Here is a 16,138-nt window from a genome sequence, read left to right as displayed (position 1 = left end):
CGCGAAATCAATCTGTAGACTGATATCTCACTTGAAAAGAGAGGCTAGAAGCTAGGAGCTAAGGAACAGAGTTAGAAGACAAAGTACACACAACTATTTCGCCCTCAAGCTAAAGCTTGGGGCTACACAAGAAACGCTTACTAAATGCAAAACTTCAGCATCTTTATCCGGTTTTTGAACCTGATGAATCAGGTGGTTCTAATGCAACACTTTAGCCTTGTCACACAGGAGCGAACTTGGATGATTCCGCATGATTGAAGGAATTCTCGAAGGTTGCAACATGGAAGGAGCTAGTTTGAGAAATGCTGGTTTGGGTGATAGCACCATCGGTGACACCAACTTGCGGAATGCTAATCTCGAAGGATGTTCTGGAGAGATTTCTATGATTAATGTCGAGCTGACTGGGGCAGTTGGATTTCGTCCAAGTATTGTCTTTGCTGGATACAGAAAGCTGACTCTCCCTGACGGCAGATTCATTGCTGATTGGCAAACTGAGGAGATTTAATTAATTGGCAGTGCGATCGTCGCTCTGCTTATATGACAGCATATATGCTATCATAACATTATGGCGATTAAAATTGTGGTTGATACTGGCGTTTTTATTAGTGCGCTTATTGGCTCGAAGGGGCCGAGTAGAGAACTCATTCGACGTTGCTTGAAAGGCGAATATCAGCCTTTGATGGGAAACGCTTTATTTGCTGAGTATGAATCAGTTATTCAGCGAGAAGAAATTATCATCAAATGCCCTTTACCTAGTGCAGAAATTTCTACTTTACTTGCATCATTTATGAGTGTAAGTCAATGGATTTCCATCTATTATTTATGGCGACCTAATTTAAAAGACGAAGCTGACAACCACTTAATTGAATTGGCAGTAGCTGGTAATGCTCAAATTATTGCCACTAACAATGTCAAAGATTTCCAAAATGCAGAACTACTATTTCCTAAATTATTAATCTTAAAACCCGAAGAAATTATTAGGAGTTAAACAAGAATGGCTACTTTAACTATTCGTTTACCAGATGAAAAACACACTAGATTAAAAGAACTTGCTCAAGCTAGAGGAATAAGTGTTAATAAGCTCATTGAAGAACTTTCTACCATCGCTCTAGCAGAATTTGATGCATATACCAGATTTAAAGCAATGGCTGCAACTAGCAATCCAGAAGAAGGCTTAAAAATACTGGCCAAACTTGATGCTCTCACAGAATCAAAATAAGAGATTTTTCGGCGATAGCACGAAAAAGCTGCTATTTATCGCTTAGAAACGTGCCATAGATCGCCCTCTCTTTTAGCCTGGGTTGAGCAATGCAGACACAAAGCGACTTCGGTGGAGGATAACTCAACAACAGTGTTTAACCTTGCAGTCTTTTCAACTCTTGGATAAGAATTTGATAGCGTTTGCTTGCTTCTCTGGCTTGCTGCATTAGGCTTCTACTTTTTTCACGGTTGGTTTTGCTTGCTTGTGCCGCTTGTTGGCTATACTCGGCTGCTTGCCTGCCTAGTTCTTTAATACGAGTTTTTAAGTCTTCGATTGTTTTCATTCTTCCAATTCCGAAATCAAGATGTCTAGATTTTCTAGCTCTTCATAAATTTTATCGGCTCTGCTAGCAAGTAAGCTTGCATCGTCAAAATCATTGTTTTCTAGTGCTATATCTGCTGCTGCGTATAACTCTGCTGCTATTTGTTGTATTTGTGAATATGCCCGAAATAAGGCAATAAGTGTTTCTTGTTTCATGTCGGGAATACAGAAAGTCTACTTAACTTTAGTCAACTTCGTTGTAGCCAGAGCTGAAGCCTGGCAAGTTTCCCATTTCGTGCAGGATGTAGGCTAGAGATTGAGTGGGTTATTTTTAAATGTATTAGTTTATACAAAAAATAAATTATGAGACGAAAAATGACTGTTGCTGGATACAGAAAGCTGACTCTCCCTGACGGCAGATTCATTGCTGATTGGCAAACTGAGGAGATTTAATTAATTGGCAGTGCGATCGCTTGTTGGTAAGCCTTTGTAGCTTGTTGATGATAGCGTTCACTTTGATCGTGGAGTCTAAGCCAGCCCCAAGTATCAATTAGTAGCACCTTTAACACCACTAATCTTCAAAACATCACTAATAGTGGCACAGTAATTAGGTAATCCAAAGCTAGCGGGATTGATGACACTTTGATATGTAAAATGCCGATAGTTCATGCAAAATCTATCCCAAGCTGCCATGCGGATATTAAATACGGCAATTATTAAATTTGCTAATGATAAAGACAGGGGGATGCGAAAGTAAATTCTTTTGCCTAGATAAGCACAAACTTCTTCCACAGCTTGGTTCACTGTTAATTGTGCTTGTCCTAAAACCAATTTGCGTGGTGCATTTTCTTGGAATGGATTTTCAATTAAATATCGCACTACAGTAGCAATATCTCTGCCGTGAATAAAGTGAAAACTACCGTCTGCTTGCAAAAAGCGAATTATATTTATATATTTTGCGATTTCGGGAATGCCTGAAGTGGAGTGCGAATAGGGTTTATTACTGTCGCCACCCAAAACTAAAGTAGGGAAAACTTCAGTAACTTTAGGTGCGATCGCTAATTTTGATAACCGCATCAAACACTCATACTTGGAACTAATGTAATCTGTTCCGATTTCCCCTGCTTCTTTGAGTGGTTGACTGTTGTAGTCTAAAACGCTAGCGGTGGAAAAATAAATAACTTGTTCGCACCGATCCGGATCTAGATAACTGAGTAACTCTAATGTTTTAGTGACATTAATATCAAATGTAGCTGCACCACCCCAGGCAGTTGCCGTTAGCACAGCAGTATCTATTGTTTTCAACAAGTCGGCAAGCTGCCCAATTTCCTGCATATCACCTTGCAAGACAGTAATACCAGGACGTACTTGAGTGTCAACTTGTAATTTTTGAGGATTTCTAACCAGTAAATATAACTCGTGATTCGTTTCTTGAATCAAAGCTTCACTGATGTAGTGCCCGATACAGCCACTGGCACCAGTGACTAAAATGCGTTTTTGGCTCATAGGTAGTTAGTGGTTAGTGGTTGGTAGAAACGCCCACAGGCTGGAAGCCTGGGGCTAAACAAACAAAGCCCACCTGCGTGGGCTGAAATCTTTACAGGCTGCGGAGGCAGCCTTTGTTAGTATAGCGACACCCTTCTAGGGTGTTGGATTTTGGCTGCCTCCAGCATAGCTGCCGTCTTCCAACAACCAACAACTTATAACTCATCAAACAACTGCGGCATTCAGCCCTTTAGCAGTTTCAAAAAAGAAAGCCACATTTTCTTCTGGAGTTTCTGGGAGAACACCATGTCCGAGGTTGAGAATGTGTCCTCTGTTACCAGCTTTGCGAACTGTATCCAGAATGCGATCGCGAATAAATTCTTTGGAGCCGAATAGTACACCAGGATCGAGATTTCCTTGCACTTTGACGTGTTTGCCCAATCTTGCCCGTGCATCTGCCATATCGACTGTCCAGTCTATAGTAAGCACATCTGCACCGGATTGTGCCATTCTTTCTAGCAAGCCCGCGCTACCGCTAACTAATAAAATTAGGGGTGTATCGGGATGAGTTGCTTTGACTTGCTCAAACACCCGCTTTTGATAAGGTAAAGCAAAAATCTCATAATCTTGAGGACTCAACTGCCCCGCCCAAGAATCAAACATTTGTACAACTTGAGCGCCACAGTCAATTTGGTAGCGGACGTAGGTAGCGATCGCGTCTGCTAGTTTGGTTAACAGTTGATCCAGTATCGCTGGCTGCGAAAACGCCATATTTTTAATTACAGAATAGGTTTTGGAACCTTTTCCTTCTACGGCATAAGCGGCTAAAGTCCACGGCGCACCAACAAATCCCAATACCGTTGATTTGTTGCCCACTTCTTGGCGCAACGCCTGCAAAATGGTTTTGATAAACGGCAAAGACTCTTCTGGTTCAAAGGTACGCAGATTCTCAATTTGTTCCTGCGTGCGGATGGGAGAATAAATTATCGGCCCCTTGCCTTCAGCAATATCCATGTCAATGCCCAAACCAGGCAGTGGCGTAACGATGTCAGAAAATAAAATCACACCGTCTGGTTGAAAAGCTCTCCACGGCTGCAAGGAAACTTCAATCGCGACTTCCGGTATTTCTGAGCGTTCGCGAAAAGAAGGGTATTTCTCCCGTAAATCTCGATAAGCTTTCATATATCGTCCCGCTTGCCGCATCATCCATACAGGCGGACGATCTACAACTTCACCACGAGCTGCCCTCAGGAGTAGGGGATCGTTTGAGGAAATACCCATTTAACAATTCATCCTAAACTCTTTTTTATTTCATTGTTTAGCTTATCATTCCAGCTTTGCCCTTTTTCAGGCAGATGACGAAACTATGCGATCGCACTTGGCTATTGAGGATTGGGAAAGGGAGCTTAGACGCGCTGCTTCGGCTACTTACCCTCCGGGAAAACCTCTGGTGTAAAGAAGCCACTGCATCATACCTCTTGCTCTCACTCTATTTTCAAACAAAACGCCCCAAAAGTAAGTATTCCTATCAGTCTTTTTCAAACCGACTGCGTTCACTAATCACAATCATAGTGCTTTTAGAGTAATAAACAATTTAATATCTAACTATAAATAGTTGACATATAAAAATCTTGGTTCTCTATTCAAAACTCAAACAATTGAAATTTTAGATAGTATATATTTTATATATGTTTCTAGTAATTAAAAATATCACTTTGAATTTGTATTATAATATTAAAATAAATGTCTGTATTTTAAATACAGGTTTTATATTCACAATCATATCTTAAGTAATGCAATCATTTTCTATGTAAAACTTACTCTTAGCTAGCAATATAAAGCTACATCAAGCACAATCTAAAAATTAATTAGAAACCGATATAATCATCTTAGAGAAAATAAATTAATAATAAGCTTTTTACCAAATATGCACAGTATAGAAAATTTTTGAATTAAGTGTAAGTATTATCTAAATAATTTCATGTATAAATGATAATAGAGTAATGCCCATGAGTCAGCGTGCACTGCTATTAGTAAATTCTCAATCTCGTCAAGGGCAAAAGCGTCTACCAGAAGTGATAAGTTGTCTTGTGCAGCAAGGTTTCGAGATCATTGCAGCATCCACAAAAAAACCTGAAGATTTTTCAGAAGTGATTCGCAGATACCAACATCAAGTTGATTTGGTAATTATTGGTGGTGGGGATGGTAGCCTCAATGCGGCAGTAGACACATTGATAGAGACTAATTTACCGTTGGGAATCTTACCTTTAGGAACTGCCAATGATTTGGCAAGAACTTTAGGAATACCAAACTCCTTACCTGAAGCTAGCAAAGTGATAGCTCAGGGTGAGTTACGACACATCGACTTGGGATGGGTAAACGGCAAGCACTTTTTCAATGTTGCTAGTTTGGGACTGAGTGTAAAAATAACTCAGCGACTTACTAAAGAAGTTAAGCGTCGTTGGGGAGTATTTGCTTATGCTTTTACTGCTCTACAAGTAATTTTTGAATCTCGACCTTTTAGTGCAGAGATTCGTCTGAATAACAAATCGATACGCGTGAAAACAGTGCAAATTGCTGTTGGAAACGGTCGCTATTATGGTGGTGGTATGGCAGTAGCTCCCGATGCTACTATCGATGACCAAAGACTGGATTTATACAGTTTAGAGATTAAGCATTGGTGGGAAATTATTCTTTTGTTACCTGCAATGCGACAAGGGCGACACATTCATCAATCTAATGTCCGCGCCCTCCACGGTCAAGAAATTGAAGTTTACACCCGTAAGCCACGTCCTATTAATACCGATGGTGAAATTACAACTTACACGCCTGCCCATTTCCGCGTTATTCCTCAAGCTTTAGCTGTATTTGTCCCCATCAAATCAACAACAGTCAAAAAAGATGGAAACCCAGGGATTTCTGGTGATTATTTTTGAATATTCACTAAAACTTAGCTTGGAATAAATCGCAATCTGATATTTTAATAATCAAATTGAACTTATTTTAGTTATTAACACAGGATATTGTGACCACTAAAATCCCACCACGCCAAATTCATCTGAGATTTTCTCAAGATATCAAGTTACTGCTGCAACGTTTAGCCGATAAACCGTTGAGCATAGGAGATGTTTTGGCAGAAACCTCTGAGCGGGGCTTTAGCTTAGTGATTGCATTATTAGTTTTACCCTTTTTGTTTCCTATGCCACCAGGATTAACAGGCCCTTTTGGTGGCGCTTGCTTGTTACTATCAATGCAAATGATGTTAGGAAGGCGATCGCCTTGGCTACCCAAAAAAATTTCTAGGTATAAATTTCCTCGTACTTTTGCACAAGTTCTGCTGCAAAATCTGCAACGTGTTACCAAAATATTAGAAAAAATTACTCGGCCACGTTTAACGCGCATAGCTAATAATCGCTTTATTTGGCGTTTCAACGGCTTTTGTATTTCTTGGTTAGCAGTGTTGCTAATATCACCAGTTCCTCTTACCAATCCCATCCCTACCATCGGTATTTTACTGTTAGCTGTAGCAACAATAGAATCAGATGGTTTACTAATGTGTTTTGGTTACATCTTTACAATATTAACTACCTTAGTATTTACACTGATTGGTTATTTATTGTGGTATGCTCCTAATTTTTTACCAGCAATATTCCGATAAATTCAGTGTGAAATAACTCTTGCTAGTCTTAGCTTACAGCCTGGAATACAAGCAATATAATGCTTAATTTAAAATGAAGAATTTATTGTGGCTTCTGACTCCTGGCTCCTGTAGACGCGAAGCGGATAGAAGTAGGTACGGCTTCCCGGAGGGTATTCTGTTTGATAAAATTTTTACTTAGTAATTTGAAAACGTATAGAAAAAACCCCCAGCTAAAGACTGAGGGCAGCAATTAGGGTGCATCTACCATTTATGTATCCGCAATGCTGATTTCAGCATCCGGAAAAATTTAATTATGAATCAAAAATTTTCATCTCTACAAAGATAGAGAGTATTAAAATTTTTAATATGTTATAATAAAGCCCCCAGCCAGAGGCTGAAGGCTACAAATTCGGGTGTATCTACCATTTCTTTATCCTTGATTCTAAGCACTGTATCCGGATTAATTTATTCATTGTCATTCCCAATTTTTATGGGAATTTGTACTTATTCTCAGTAATAGAGACAAAATACGATTGGGAAAAATTGCTAATAGCTAATTGCTAATAGTCAGAAGGGTAATTACTTATTAGCAATTAGCTACTAATTTTGTTTATAAATTATTTTAGAATCGCAACATAGCAATATTTATTTCAAGAGTTAAGCTAAAAGTAACTTAGGTTACAATTTTAGGTGGGGTGGGTTATGGGCGATCGCACCATGACTTCGACGATTAGTCTCTCCCAAGAGTTACAGCAAGTCACCGCAGATTTACACCGGGTGAATGCTTGGGCAGGGCTACTACGCTTCAGTGTAATTGGTTTGATATTCCTCAGTTTAGTGACATTAGCTTGGTCAGTATCGAACACAATTTTGTTTGTGAGTCTAACAGCATTGGCTGGAGTTTTCTATGCTTTCTGGTTCATCTGTACCCATGATACGATTCATCGAACCTTGACAGGATGGACGTGGTTTGATTCTGTAATACCTCGGTTGATAACCTGGCCAATGTTTTGGCCTTACAGTCTCTATTCAGAAATACACCGCTTGCATCATGGCTGGAATGGAATTGATCTAAGAGATCCAGAACGAGTTCAGTGGACTTGGCAAGAGTACCAGCAAGCTCATCCTCTGTTGCAATGGTATGTGCAACATCAATGGATCTGCGATATTTTTTTACTGGGCGGATTTGGGATGATTTTTAAAACATTTATTCAAGCTCTACACTTCCAGAAGTTAGTGCCTCGTATACGCCGACAACTGCTGATTGATGTCACAGGTATGCTTCTGATCAACGGTGTTCTGCTGACTATAGTTATTTCTCAAGGAGAATTGCTACGCTACTTGTTATTTTGGTTAATTTTAGAACGCGTCATGGGAGCAATAGGACAGACACGCGATCACTTGGAACACTATGCTCTTTGGGGCAAGTTTACAAGTCATCAACTGACGCAGCTCTATGCTTGTCGCAATCTCAAGACTAGTTCCTTAGCTGGATGGTTGATGGGTGGTTTGAACTATCATGCCGTTCACCATGCTTTTCCGAATATTCCCTTTAACCGACTTCCAGAAGCATTTGAGCGAATTCAAGGCGTGTTGCAAAAGCATAATCTTCCTCTGATGCAAATGGAACCAGGTTACTTTAAGTCTGCTTACTGGTTGAGTTATCACCCCTCATTAATTGGTGAAGTTAACAAATCTGAGCTAACAAATCGTCATCATATGATTCCAGCTTGATGCGATCGCACTCAACACACCAGTTGTCTTCGCACTAAAGTCAGCAAATGGCACTATTTTGGTAGCAACGTAAATCAATAATCGCTAGACAATATGGTTTATCAAGAGCAAATTACGATTTCTACTAAAGGCCATGGTGATATGCACGATCTGACTGATAAAGTCAGTCAAATCATCAAAAAATCTGGTATCAAGGCTGGTATGGTGAATGTATTTAATGTTGGTAGTACAGCAGCAATTGGCACAATTGAATTTGAACCGGGATTACAAAAAGACTTGCCACAACTCCTCAACAAGTTGATTCCTCCCAGCCGGGAATACGGACACGAGCAAACTTGGCACGACGGTAACGGACATTCTCACTTGCAAGCTACCTGGTTAGGGCCAGAAATTACGGTTCCTATTCGTGATAGCAGGTTAATTTCGGGTACTTGGCAGCAAATTTTTCACTTAGAATGCGACATCAAACCCCGTCAACGCCAAATCGTAGTAACTGTATATGGGGATTAGGGACTAGGGAACAGGTGACAGGTGACAGGGAACGGGGGCAAGAACGTGAATCATGATTCCCCGTGTCCCCGCGTCACCTTGTCCCCGCATCTTCTTCCCGCTCCCCAATCCCCGATACCCAGCCCCTTTTACATTATTTAAATTTTTTCTCCATAACACTTGACTTCCGATTACTTATATAGTACATATGTACTGTGATAAATAAATTGACTTTGGCACCAGAAATTACCGCTCCCGATTTTGTAAATAGCACCTCTTTTGCCTACAGGAGAGCAACAGATGAAACTATCCAAGCTGGACTTGAGCAATGTAGTAGCGATCGCTCATACTCAAGGAAATTTACAGTTATTGCTAGATCTAGGTGGTAAAGAGCTAGAGTTTTTAGAGATTTCCTTGCCAGTAGAGACTTTTGAAGGACTGCAATATTTGAATGAAATAGTAGCTCAAGCAAAAGCTAAACCCCCATTCGCAGATTCAATTGCCGTGTTTCCGGTGAAATCACCGATGGTGAATGCACTTAGATATGAGGGCAGTAACAAAATTTTACAAGTTGAGTTTCCCAGTCAGACGGTATCTCAGTACACGGGAGTAGAGAAAAACACGTGTCAAGATTTACAGGAGACTGGTTCAGCTGGTAGATTTTTCAATAAAAAATTTAGAGGTAAATATCAGTATGACCGTATAGATGTTGACCATGACTGTTAATTACCTCTTGTAAGCGTTCCTGGTGCTCTGGCTAATTATTAATGGTGAACAGTCATTAGTAGTTAGCCTTTTCTTTATTTTTACTCAATTATTGCCCATTTGTGAATGCTACCAGCCAAGACATTCTGTGACCTGCTCGGTTAGTAAACGCCATGATGATAGTAAAAATCCCTTCAACGGCGATCGCTGTGCCCGACATCTTTGCTGGATTGAGATTAGCCATGATCCTTTGTGGCAGTGACAATATCCCAATATTGGTACCCACTTAACCAACGAAGCAAGGATCTTAGTACCGCAAAATTAATGCAATGTTTTGATGCTCGGATAGTGCTCCATCATCCACAATTGCAACTTTTCCTCCCTTAGCCAACACGACTTCGATAATTTCATCCACGGTATCATCCATGACCTCTATACCACCAGAGTGATCCACCAACTCCAGCCTGCCGTCTTCAGTAACGATCGCGGGCACATGATAGTTCTTTTCAATCAACAGCAATTTTCCCCGACCTTCCTGTGCCAATTGCCAGGCTTCAGTGATTGCAAAGACGACCTTGTTACCACAACTGGTAGCTCACAACAGCATCTCTGTGTGCAGATCTCTCACTCTACAAATTTCACCAGGCAATTGAGGGCTGCTTCCAGAGTGGTTTCATAGGTCAAGGCAGAAGTTGCAGATGATGGAGGAGGAGAGGATATCTCAGCCTTAGCCTGAGTTTGCTCCTTTCCTCAACAATTTGCTATCTACTGAACTTGCTGATTTATACTTGCGCGCCTACTTCTGCGCCAAAGTCTTCCCGCAGCTTTGCCTCTTGCTCGGTGGATAGGTTTGATTGAATTAATTCGCCTTTTTCTTCTTGGGCGAAAGCCGCTTCCACTTTGTCGAGCGTGACTTGACCTGTTAACAAAAATAGAGCAGATGTTCCTTCTGTTACTTTGCTTTGCAGATCTTTGATGAAACTGTCATTAATGCCGTAGTCAGTTAATCGACCTGAAATTGCGCCCGCTGTAGCACCCACTATTACCCCTAACAAAGGGGCAAAAAAAATCAGACCAAACAATAGTCCCCAGAATGCACCACCCAGTGCGCCTGCTCCCATAGTATTCATTGCTTGATAGGTTTTAGGACGCTGCCGTCCTCGTGGCCAAGATACAATTGCGGCATCCAGAACTTGAATTAATTGCTGTTTTTGCAAGTCTTCTAGCTTATTCAATGCATGATCTGCGCCATCAGCGGTATTGAATTTCCAAACGGTTAATGTTGACATCTTTAAAAATCCTCGTAATTTAATTTTCGTTTTCGGTGCTTTCTAACTAGCGAATCCGGCTACTCAGATTAGAAACTCTCCAGCAGACAACAGGCTTAGGTAGTTAGAACAGAGGAATTGAGTTCAATAGAGTGACTTTCCAACCGCCAAACTTACTCAGACAGGTTAGCTTTGTGCTCAATTGACAGAATTGATTTAGCAGACATGAATAATGCCCCCTTTGTTATTAAGAAGGGAACCTCTTTCATTTGAGTGAGTTTTTAAGCAGCTGCTTGAGTATTATTTCGACCTAAAAATAATCTTTTAAGTCTTATTTGTTACGGTTCTTCTAACACGTCTTTGGCGATCGCTAACGTAGATCTGTGCAGAAGTATAATCATGCTCATGTAGCTTTTATATGGCTTGCTTTAAAAAATTTATCGCCATCCCAACACGATTGATTTTGGATGAATCGTTACAGAATATGGCGGAATATAAAAGTTACTGAGATGATTTGCTCTTTTAGATTAGAACAAGAAAATATGAAACTGATATGAAAAGATATTTTTATCAATTCCAACCTCAAGCGATACTCTTCATACAAGTTTTGCTTTGACGTTCCCACCGCAGCTCTTCTTTAGATGCGATCGCGTCGAATATCCAAGTTATTGTGGGTAGTGAAATGATGGTAAATGGTAAAATTAACTTCTGCGCGATCGGTACTTTGGTTGACATTTTAGCGATTTCTTGATCCAACTCCTTGAGCAATTGCGCCAACTGATTTGCTAATAGTGTTTCCTGGCTCAACGTGCTTTCCAATAACCGTTCAATGGCTTTTGCAACCTTTGAAGCTTTGACATAGCCAAACATTCCTAATCTACCTGCTAGATGGTGTGCTGCTTGACGTGCGGTTTCCTGTTGCTTCAAACTAAAATTGCCTGCTTGAAGCGATTCTCTAATTCTTTGCACCGTCGTGTTCCCCTATCCTGTTCCGGTGCTACCTTTAACCGATATCCCAATCCATAAACTGTTTCAATTAAGTCAGGTTCCATACCAGCAGACTTTAACCGATGTCGCAAGTCTTTGATCAAATTGGTGACAGAACCTTCAACAGGAGTTTGCTCGATCGACCATAGGCGATCAATAATTACTGTACGGCTGAGAAGGCGTTGGGGGTTGCGGAGAAATAATTCTAGCAGATTATATTCTTTCGGACGCAGAGGAATCGCTTTTTGATTATAAGTGACCTGAGCTGAAACTGGATCGAGGCGAAGTTGCCCCCAAGTCAATACTGGAGATAAAGAAATACTTCCACTGCGTCTACGCCGTAACAGCGCTCGCACGCGTGCCAATAATTGGGACAAGTCGCAAGATTTGGCTACATAATCATCAGCGCCAGCATCCAATCCAACAACGACATCCTCGTTTGAGTCTTTCACGGTTAGCATCAAAATTGGAGTTTGGCAGTCTTGAGCGCGGAGGCGACGACAAACTTCAATTCCATTTAACGTTGGCAGCAAAACATCTAATAGGATTAGGTCGTAACTCCATTGAGTTGCTAGATCTAATCCTGCTAATCCATCTGCGATCGCATCGACGACATAAGAATGGGCAGACAGAGTAGTTGAGAGCAATGCGCTAATATTTTGGTCGTCTTCAATCAGAAGAATCTTCATGGTGAAACCCCCTTCTTTACCCAACTTGAAAGTAGAGTCTATGGGGGCTACCTTTGCTATTGTCTTTCATTGCTATTAATTAGGATGGTAACAAATGGTTAACACAGCAAAGTAAGACTAACCCTGGGTAAGCTAGCCTATTAGTTCAGTGAAGCTAAACTTGCAAACTAACAGTAACTAAACGTTTAGTTTGTAAAAGTTAACTTTGTTTGTTGATGTTTTTGATATTAGTAAACTTTACTAAAACAGTAATTTATTCCTGTTTCTAAGCATATAAAAACTGGGGATCGGCAAATATTAAAATTTTATAAAGAAAAGATATGACAATTATTATTTTACTCAAATTTTAATTGAAACTAATACAGTCAACTAAAATTTATAACTTAAGGCATATACTAAGACGAAGCTTATAGTTAATTTTAAAATTAAACTAGTGTATTACAAGCAAATGAAAAATACTTAATCTAAATAGAAGCCAGAAGCCAGAAGCCAGAATCAATTCTTCATTCTGAATTCTGAATTCTGGATTCTTCTTCTTACCAAAGTTTTTGCAACCTAGAAAAGATGATTGTCAATGAACCATTACCCTAGTTGTGCGATCGGCTCCCAATTAATTACATCTTGTAATAAGGCTTGGTAGCCCTGGAAATTAGGATGCAGTCCATCAGAACAAAGATGCGATCGCACCCAGTTTGTACCTCTTGCTAACCAAAGGTCAAAAACATCTAGATAAGGAATCTGGCGTGCTGCACAAGCCAACTTAGTTGCTTCCTTATAGTGGTACTGATCGGCATGATTGTAATAAAAACAGTTCATAAAGGGCATCTTACTTTCATCTACCGGCACCATGCCCACAAACACAACATTACACAACTGCCGTGCCTGATCTAATAAGTTAGCTAGCTGTGCTTGAAACTGCATAAATTCAGTAACTGAACGTCCATCTGAACGTCCTAAGCGAGCTGAGTCATTAACTCCCACAGAAAGAACGATCAAGTCTGGAAAACGATTTCGCAATTCACCCCGTCGGCGAAATTCTTGCTCTAATCGTGCTTGAACCTGAGCCACTCCATTTCCTCGAATGCCCAAATTATAAAGGGCATGACTGGAATGCTCGGCACTCATCCATCGGCGTCGCAGTTGCTCTATCCAACCACCACCAATCGGATCGCCAAAGCCATAAATGAGGCTATCACCAAGAGCAATCACTTTCAGACCAAGGCGAGTTTGTTGAGGAACTGCTAAAGTATTCATCTTCTCTCCTCTGAGCTATTGCAATTTTTCAGAGATTGGGGATCGGGGATTGGGTACTGGTGATTAGGTATTGGTGATTGGGTAATTCAATTTTGGATTTTGGAGAAAACGATTTTGGATTGGAACTTAATCTAAAATCAAAAATCAAAAATTTCTAGTCCCCAGTCCCTTCATTAAGTATGATGAGCGCCGTTAACTTTAAGAACAGTTCCACTTACATAGCTACTAGCTATTGGTGACAGCAAAAATACTACTGCCCAAGCAATTTCCTCAGGCTTGCCAAAGCGACGCAAGGGGATCTCTGCGGTGATTTTTTCTTTGACTTTATCTGGGATTGCTTGAGTCATTTCAGTTTCGATAAATCCGGGTGCTACAGCATTGGCTCGCACTCCATAACGTGCCCCCTCTAAAGCCAGAGATTTAGTCAAACCAATCGCACCTGCTTTTGATGCTGCGTAGTTAACCTGACCAATGTTTCCCCGCTCACCCGAAATCGAACTGATACAGACAACTGAACCTTCTCGTCGCTCGTACATTTTGGGAACGATGGGCTTGAGCGTGTTGTATATTCCCTTCAAGTTAGTTTCTATAACTGTGTCCCAATCATCGATCGCTAATTTGGGAAAAAAGTTATCTCTGGTTATTCCAGCGTTGGCGACAACTCCGTAAATCGGCCCAAGCTTTTGTTCTACTTTGTCTACCACTTCTACCATAGCTGCGGGATCGGTGACATCAGCCGGAATTGCTAAGGCACTACTCTCAATATTGGGATCGCTACGATAGGTGTAAGCTACTTGAGATCCCATCTCTTCTAATAGATTGACGATCGCTGCTCCAATTCCCCGATTGCCGCCAGTCACTAAGACGACTTTATCTTCTAGTCCAAGTCTGAGATAGTTCATATGCTAGAGTGAATTGAGAATGTGTATTACAAAACCAAGAGCAGGTAAATATGTAGGAGATGAAGAAAGATTTCAAGATTTCCTACTTCTGCCTGCTCTGTTACTTCAACCGTTCGATCGCGATCGCAGTACCGCCACCAGTACCATGACAGATTGCTGCCAATCCTAGTTGCCCATCTTCTTGTTCCAAAGCATTGAGCAATGTCACAAGAATTCGCGCTCCAGAAGCGCCAATGGGATGTCCTAAGGCGATCGCTCCTCCGTTAACATTCAACCTCTCCAGAGGTATTCCCAACAGATGATGGAAAAGTAACGAGTTCACCGCGAAAGCCTCGTTATTCTCGAACAAATCAAAATCAGAAATTTTGAGATTAAGTTTGTCTAGTAGCTTTTTCACCGCTAAGACAGGTATTTCCACAAACCGCCAAGTTTCGCCACCTTGCCAACTGCTACCAATCACTTTGGCGATCGGTTTCAATCCATATTTGTCTACTGCTGATTGGCTAGCTAAAATTAACGCTGCCGCTCCATCGCTAATCTGACTGCTATTTCCCGCAGTCAGAACACCATCCTTGTTAAAAGCAGGACGTAGTTTGGCTAAAGCCTCTAGTGATGTATCTGCACGAATTCCCTCATCAGTATCTATTATTTGTGTACCTTTTTTGGTACTTACTTCAATCGGGACAATCTCTTTTTTGAATATTCCTTTCTCGGTTGCTGCTGCTGCACGCTGATGGGAGTTGAGTGCAATCTCATCCAAATCTTTACGGGCAAATCCATGAATTTGTGCGATCCGCTCTGTTTGCTCTCCCATACCTTCGCCTGTTGTTCCATCACTCAAGCCGTCACGGAGCAAGATATCTGTTAACTGTTCTGGTGCGCCTAAGAGAAACTTATAGCCCCACCTAGCTCTATGTGAGAGAGAAAAGCCTGCCTGAGACATGGATTCCATTCCCCCAGCAAGTACGATGTCTGCTTCACCTGAGCGAATTGCTAAGGTTGCATTCATCACGCCGATCATTCCTGACGAACACACCATATCTACTGCATATCCGTTTGCTGTTTCTGGAATTCCAGCCTTAAAAGCTGCTTGCCGGGGCAATAACTGCCCGTGACCAGATCGGAGTACATTGCCAAATACGTACAAGTCTACCAATTCCCCAGATACTCCCGCTGTTTCTAGGGCGGCACGCATAGCTTTGGCACCTAAGTCTATCGGGGAGAAATTTGCAAGAGTTCCTCCGAAGCGACCAAGTGGTGTGCGTACTGCTGAAATTATATAGGCTTGTTCCATACTTTTATGAAAAGTTCTATGTTAACTATTTGCATTTGTTCACTTCCCTTTATACATGAAAAATTCAATTAGAATCTTAGAAAAAGCATTAGAAATAGTGTAAATTTTAATTTATTACATTATTTAATTAAATGATTATTCACATAAATCTTTAGCATAATTGTTTTAT

The 16,138-nt window shown here is 40.9% G+C and carries 20 protein-coding genes; 8 read left to right on the top strand and 12 right to left on the bottom strand.

The window, feature by feature from the left end:
• The first annotated feature begins 250 nt into the window (after positions 1-250).
• The 3 genes from UYC_RS0123320 to UYC_RS0123310 are packed head-to-tail and all read left to right on the top strand — an operon-like array spanning position 251 to position 1,219.
• The gene (locus UYC_RS0123320) at positions 251-505 is read left to right on the top strand and encodes a pentapeptide repeat-containing protein (RefSeq protein WP_016874888.1); all 255 of its coding nucleotides are present in this window, start codon (positions 251-253) and stop codon (positions 503-505) included.
• Between the two features lie 60 nt (positions 506-565).
• Positions 566-988: a putative toxin-antitoxin system toxin component, PIN family gene (locus UYC_RS0123315; RefSeq protein ID WP_016874889.1), complete on the top strand. Its 423-nt coding sequence runs from the start codon at positions 566-568 to the stop codon at positions 986-988.
• A 6-nt stretch (positions 989-994) separates the two neighbouring features.
• A complete protein-coding gene (locus UYC_RS0123310) occupies positions 995-1,219 on the top strand; it encodes a toxin-antitoxin system HicB family antitoxin (protein WP_016874890.1) in 225 nt (74 codons plus the stop codon).
• Between the two features lie 136 nt (positions 1,220-1,355).
• On the opposite strand, the gene UYC_RS0123305 is transcribed toward UYC_RS0123310, so the two are convergent.
• The 4 genes from UYC_RS0123305 to hemE form a co-directional block, all read right to left on the bottom strand.
• A complete protein-coding gene (locus UYC_RS0123305) occupies positions 1,356-1,544 on the bottom strand; it encodes a hypothetical protein (protein ID WP_016874891.1) in 189 nt (62 codons plus the stop codon).
• Positions 1,541-1,738 (bottom strand): hypothetical protein, encoded by a 198-nt coding sequence (locus UYC_RS0123300; RefSeq protein WP_016874892.1) that lies wholly within the window; start codon positions 1,736-1,738, stop codon positions 1,541-1,543. Before UYC_RS0123300 ends, UYC_RS0123305 begins: the two co-directional genes overlap by 4 nt.
• Positions 1,739-2,068: 330 nt before the next feature.
• On the bottom strand, positions 2,069-3,028 hold the full coding sequence (locus tag UYC_RS0123290) for an NAD-dependent epimerase/dehydratase family protein (RefSeq protein WP_016874894.1): 960 nt from the start codon (positions 3,026-3,028) through the stop codon (positions 2,069-2,071).
• A 204-nt stretch (positions 3,029-3,232) separates the two neighbouring features.
• The gene (gene hemE / locus UYC_RS0123285) at positions 3,233-4,288 is read right to left on the bottom strand and encodes a uroporphyrinogen decarboxylase (protein ID WP_016874895.1); all 1,056 of its coding nucleotides are present in this window, start codon (positions 4,286-4,288) and stop codon (positions 3,233-3,235) included.
• Positions 4,289-5,016: 728 nt separating this feature from the next.
• Here hemE and UYC_RS0123280 point away from each other — a divergent pair.
• The 5 genes from UYC_RS0123280 to UYC_RS0123260 all read left to right on the top strand — a co-directional run bounded on the left by UYC_RS0123280 (position 5,017) and on the right by UYC_RS0123260 (position 9,596).
• Positions 5,017-5,943, top strand: a complete 927-nt coding sequence (locus UYC_RS0123280; protein WP_016874896.1) for a lipid kinase — start codon at positions 5,017-5,019, stop codon at positions 5,941-5,943.
• 89 nt (positions 5,944-6,032) lie between these two features.
• Positions 6,033-6,665 (top strand): exopolysaccharide biosynthesis protein, encoded by a 633-nt coding sequence (locus UYC_RS0123275; RefSeq protein WP_016874897.1) that lies wholly within the window; start codon positions 6,033-6,035, stop codon positions 6,663-6,665.
• Positions 6,666-7,337: 672 nt separating this feature from the next.
• Positions 7,338-8,381, top strand: coding sequence for a fatty acid desaturase family protein (locus tag UYC_RS0123270; RefSeq protein WP_235082955.1), 1,044 nt, complete (start codon positions 7,338-7,340; stop codon positions 8,379-8,381).
• 93 nt (positions 8,382-8,474) lie between these two features.
• Positions 8,475-8,891 carry a secondary thiamine-phosphate synthase enzyme YjbQ gene (locus UYC_RS0123265; protein ID WP_016874899.1) on the top strand — a complete coding sequence of 139 codons (417 nt, stop codon included), beginning with the start codon at positions 8,475-8,477 and terminating at the stop codon, positions 8,889-8,891.
• Positions 8,892-9,170: 279 nt separating this feature from the next.
• A complete protein-coding gene (locus UYC_RS0123260) occupies positions 9,171-9,596 on the top strand; it encodes a KTSC domain-containing protein (protein ID WP_016874900.1) in 426 nt (141 codons plus the stop codon).
• A gap of 88 nt (positions 9,597-9,684) precedes the next feature.
• Here the strand turns inward: UYC_RS0123260 and UYC_RS39985 are convergent, their stop codons facing one another.
• The 8 genes from UYC_RS39985 to phaA all read right to left on the bottom strand — a co-directional run bounded on the left by UYC_RS39985 (position 9,685) and on the right by phaA (position 15,969).
• Positions 9,685-9,819 (bottom strand): hypothetical protein, encoded by a 135-nt coding sequence (locus UYC_RS39985; protein ID WP_268743995.1) that lies wholly within the window; start codon positions 9,817-9,819, stop codon positions 9,685-9,687.
• Between the two features lie 63 nt (positions 9,820-9,882).
• Complete coding sequence (locus UYC_RS0123250; RefSeq protein WP_016874901.1) at positions 9,883-10,119, bottom strand: hypothetical protein; 237 nt, start codon at positions 10,117-10,119, stop codon at positions 9,883-9,885.
• A 238-nt stretch (positions 10,120-10,357) separates the two neighbouring features.
• The gene (locus UYC_RS0123245; RefSeq protein WP_016874902.1) at positions 10,358-10,864 is read right to left on the bottom strand and encodes a DUF1269 domain-containing protein; all 507 of its coding nucleotides are present in this window, start codon (positions 10,862-10,864) and stop codon (positions 10,358-10,360) included.
• Positions 10,865-11,425: 561 nt separating this feature from the next.
• Entirely contained in the window at positions 11,426-11,812 is a 387-nt protein-coding gene (locus UYC_RS0123240) for an Hpt domain-containing protein (RefSeq protein ID WP_235181630.1), read from the bottom strand.
• Positions 11,767-12,519: a response regulator transcription factor gene (locus tag UYC_RS0123235; RefSeq protein ID WP_016874904.1), complete on the bottom strand. Its 753-nt coding sequence runs from the start codon at positions 12,517-12,519 to the stop codon at positions 11,767-11,769. The genes UYC_RS0123240 and UYC_RS0123235 overlap by 46 nt, the downstream gene beginning before the upstream one ends.
• Before the next feature lie 582 nt (positions 12,520-13,101).
• Positions 13,102-13,773, bottom strand: a complete 672-nt coding sequence (locus tag UYC_RS0123230; protein WP_016874905.1) for a GDSL-type esterase/lipase family protein — start codon at positions 13,771-13,773, stop codon at positions 13,102-13,104.
• A 173-nt stretch (positions 13,774-13,946) separates the two neighbouring features.
• Positions 13,947-14,675: an acetoacetyl-CoA reductase PhaB gene (phaB, locus tag UYC_RS0123225; protein ID WP_016874906.1), complete on the bottom strand. Its 729-nt coding sequence runs from the start codon at positions 14,673-14,675 to the stop codon at positions 13,947-13,949.
• A gap of 100 nt (positions 14,676-14,775) precedes the next feature.
• On the bottom strand, positions 14,776-15,969 hold the full coding sequence (phaA, locus tag UYC_RS0123220) for an acetyl-CoA acetyltransferase PhaA (protein WP_016874907.1): 1,194 nt from the start codon (positions 15,967-15,969) through the stop codon (positions 14,776-14,778).
• Positions 15,970-16,138: the final 169 nt, after the last annotated feature.

The sequence above is a fragment of the Chlorogloeopsis fritschii PCC 6912 genome (assembly GCF_000317285.1).
GTDB lineage: Bacteria > Cyanobacteriota > Cyanobacteriia > Cyanobacteriales > Nostocaceae > Chlorogloeopsis > Chlorogloeopsis fritschii.
Note: the sequence above shows the minus strand (reverse complement) of the source record. Positions and strands in the feature narration are given on the sequence as shown.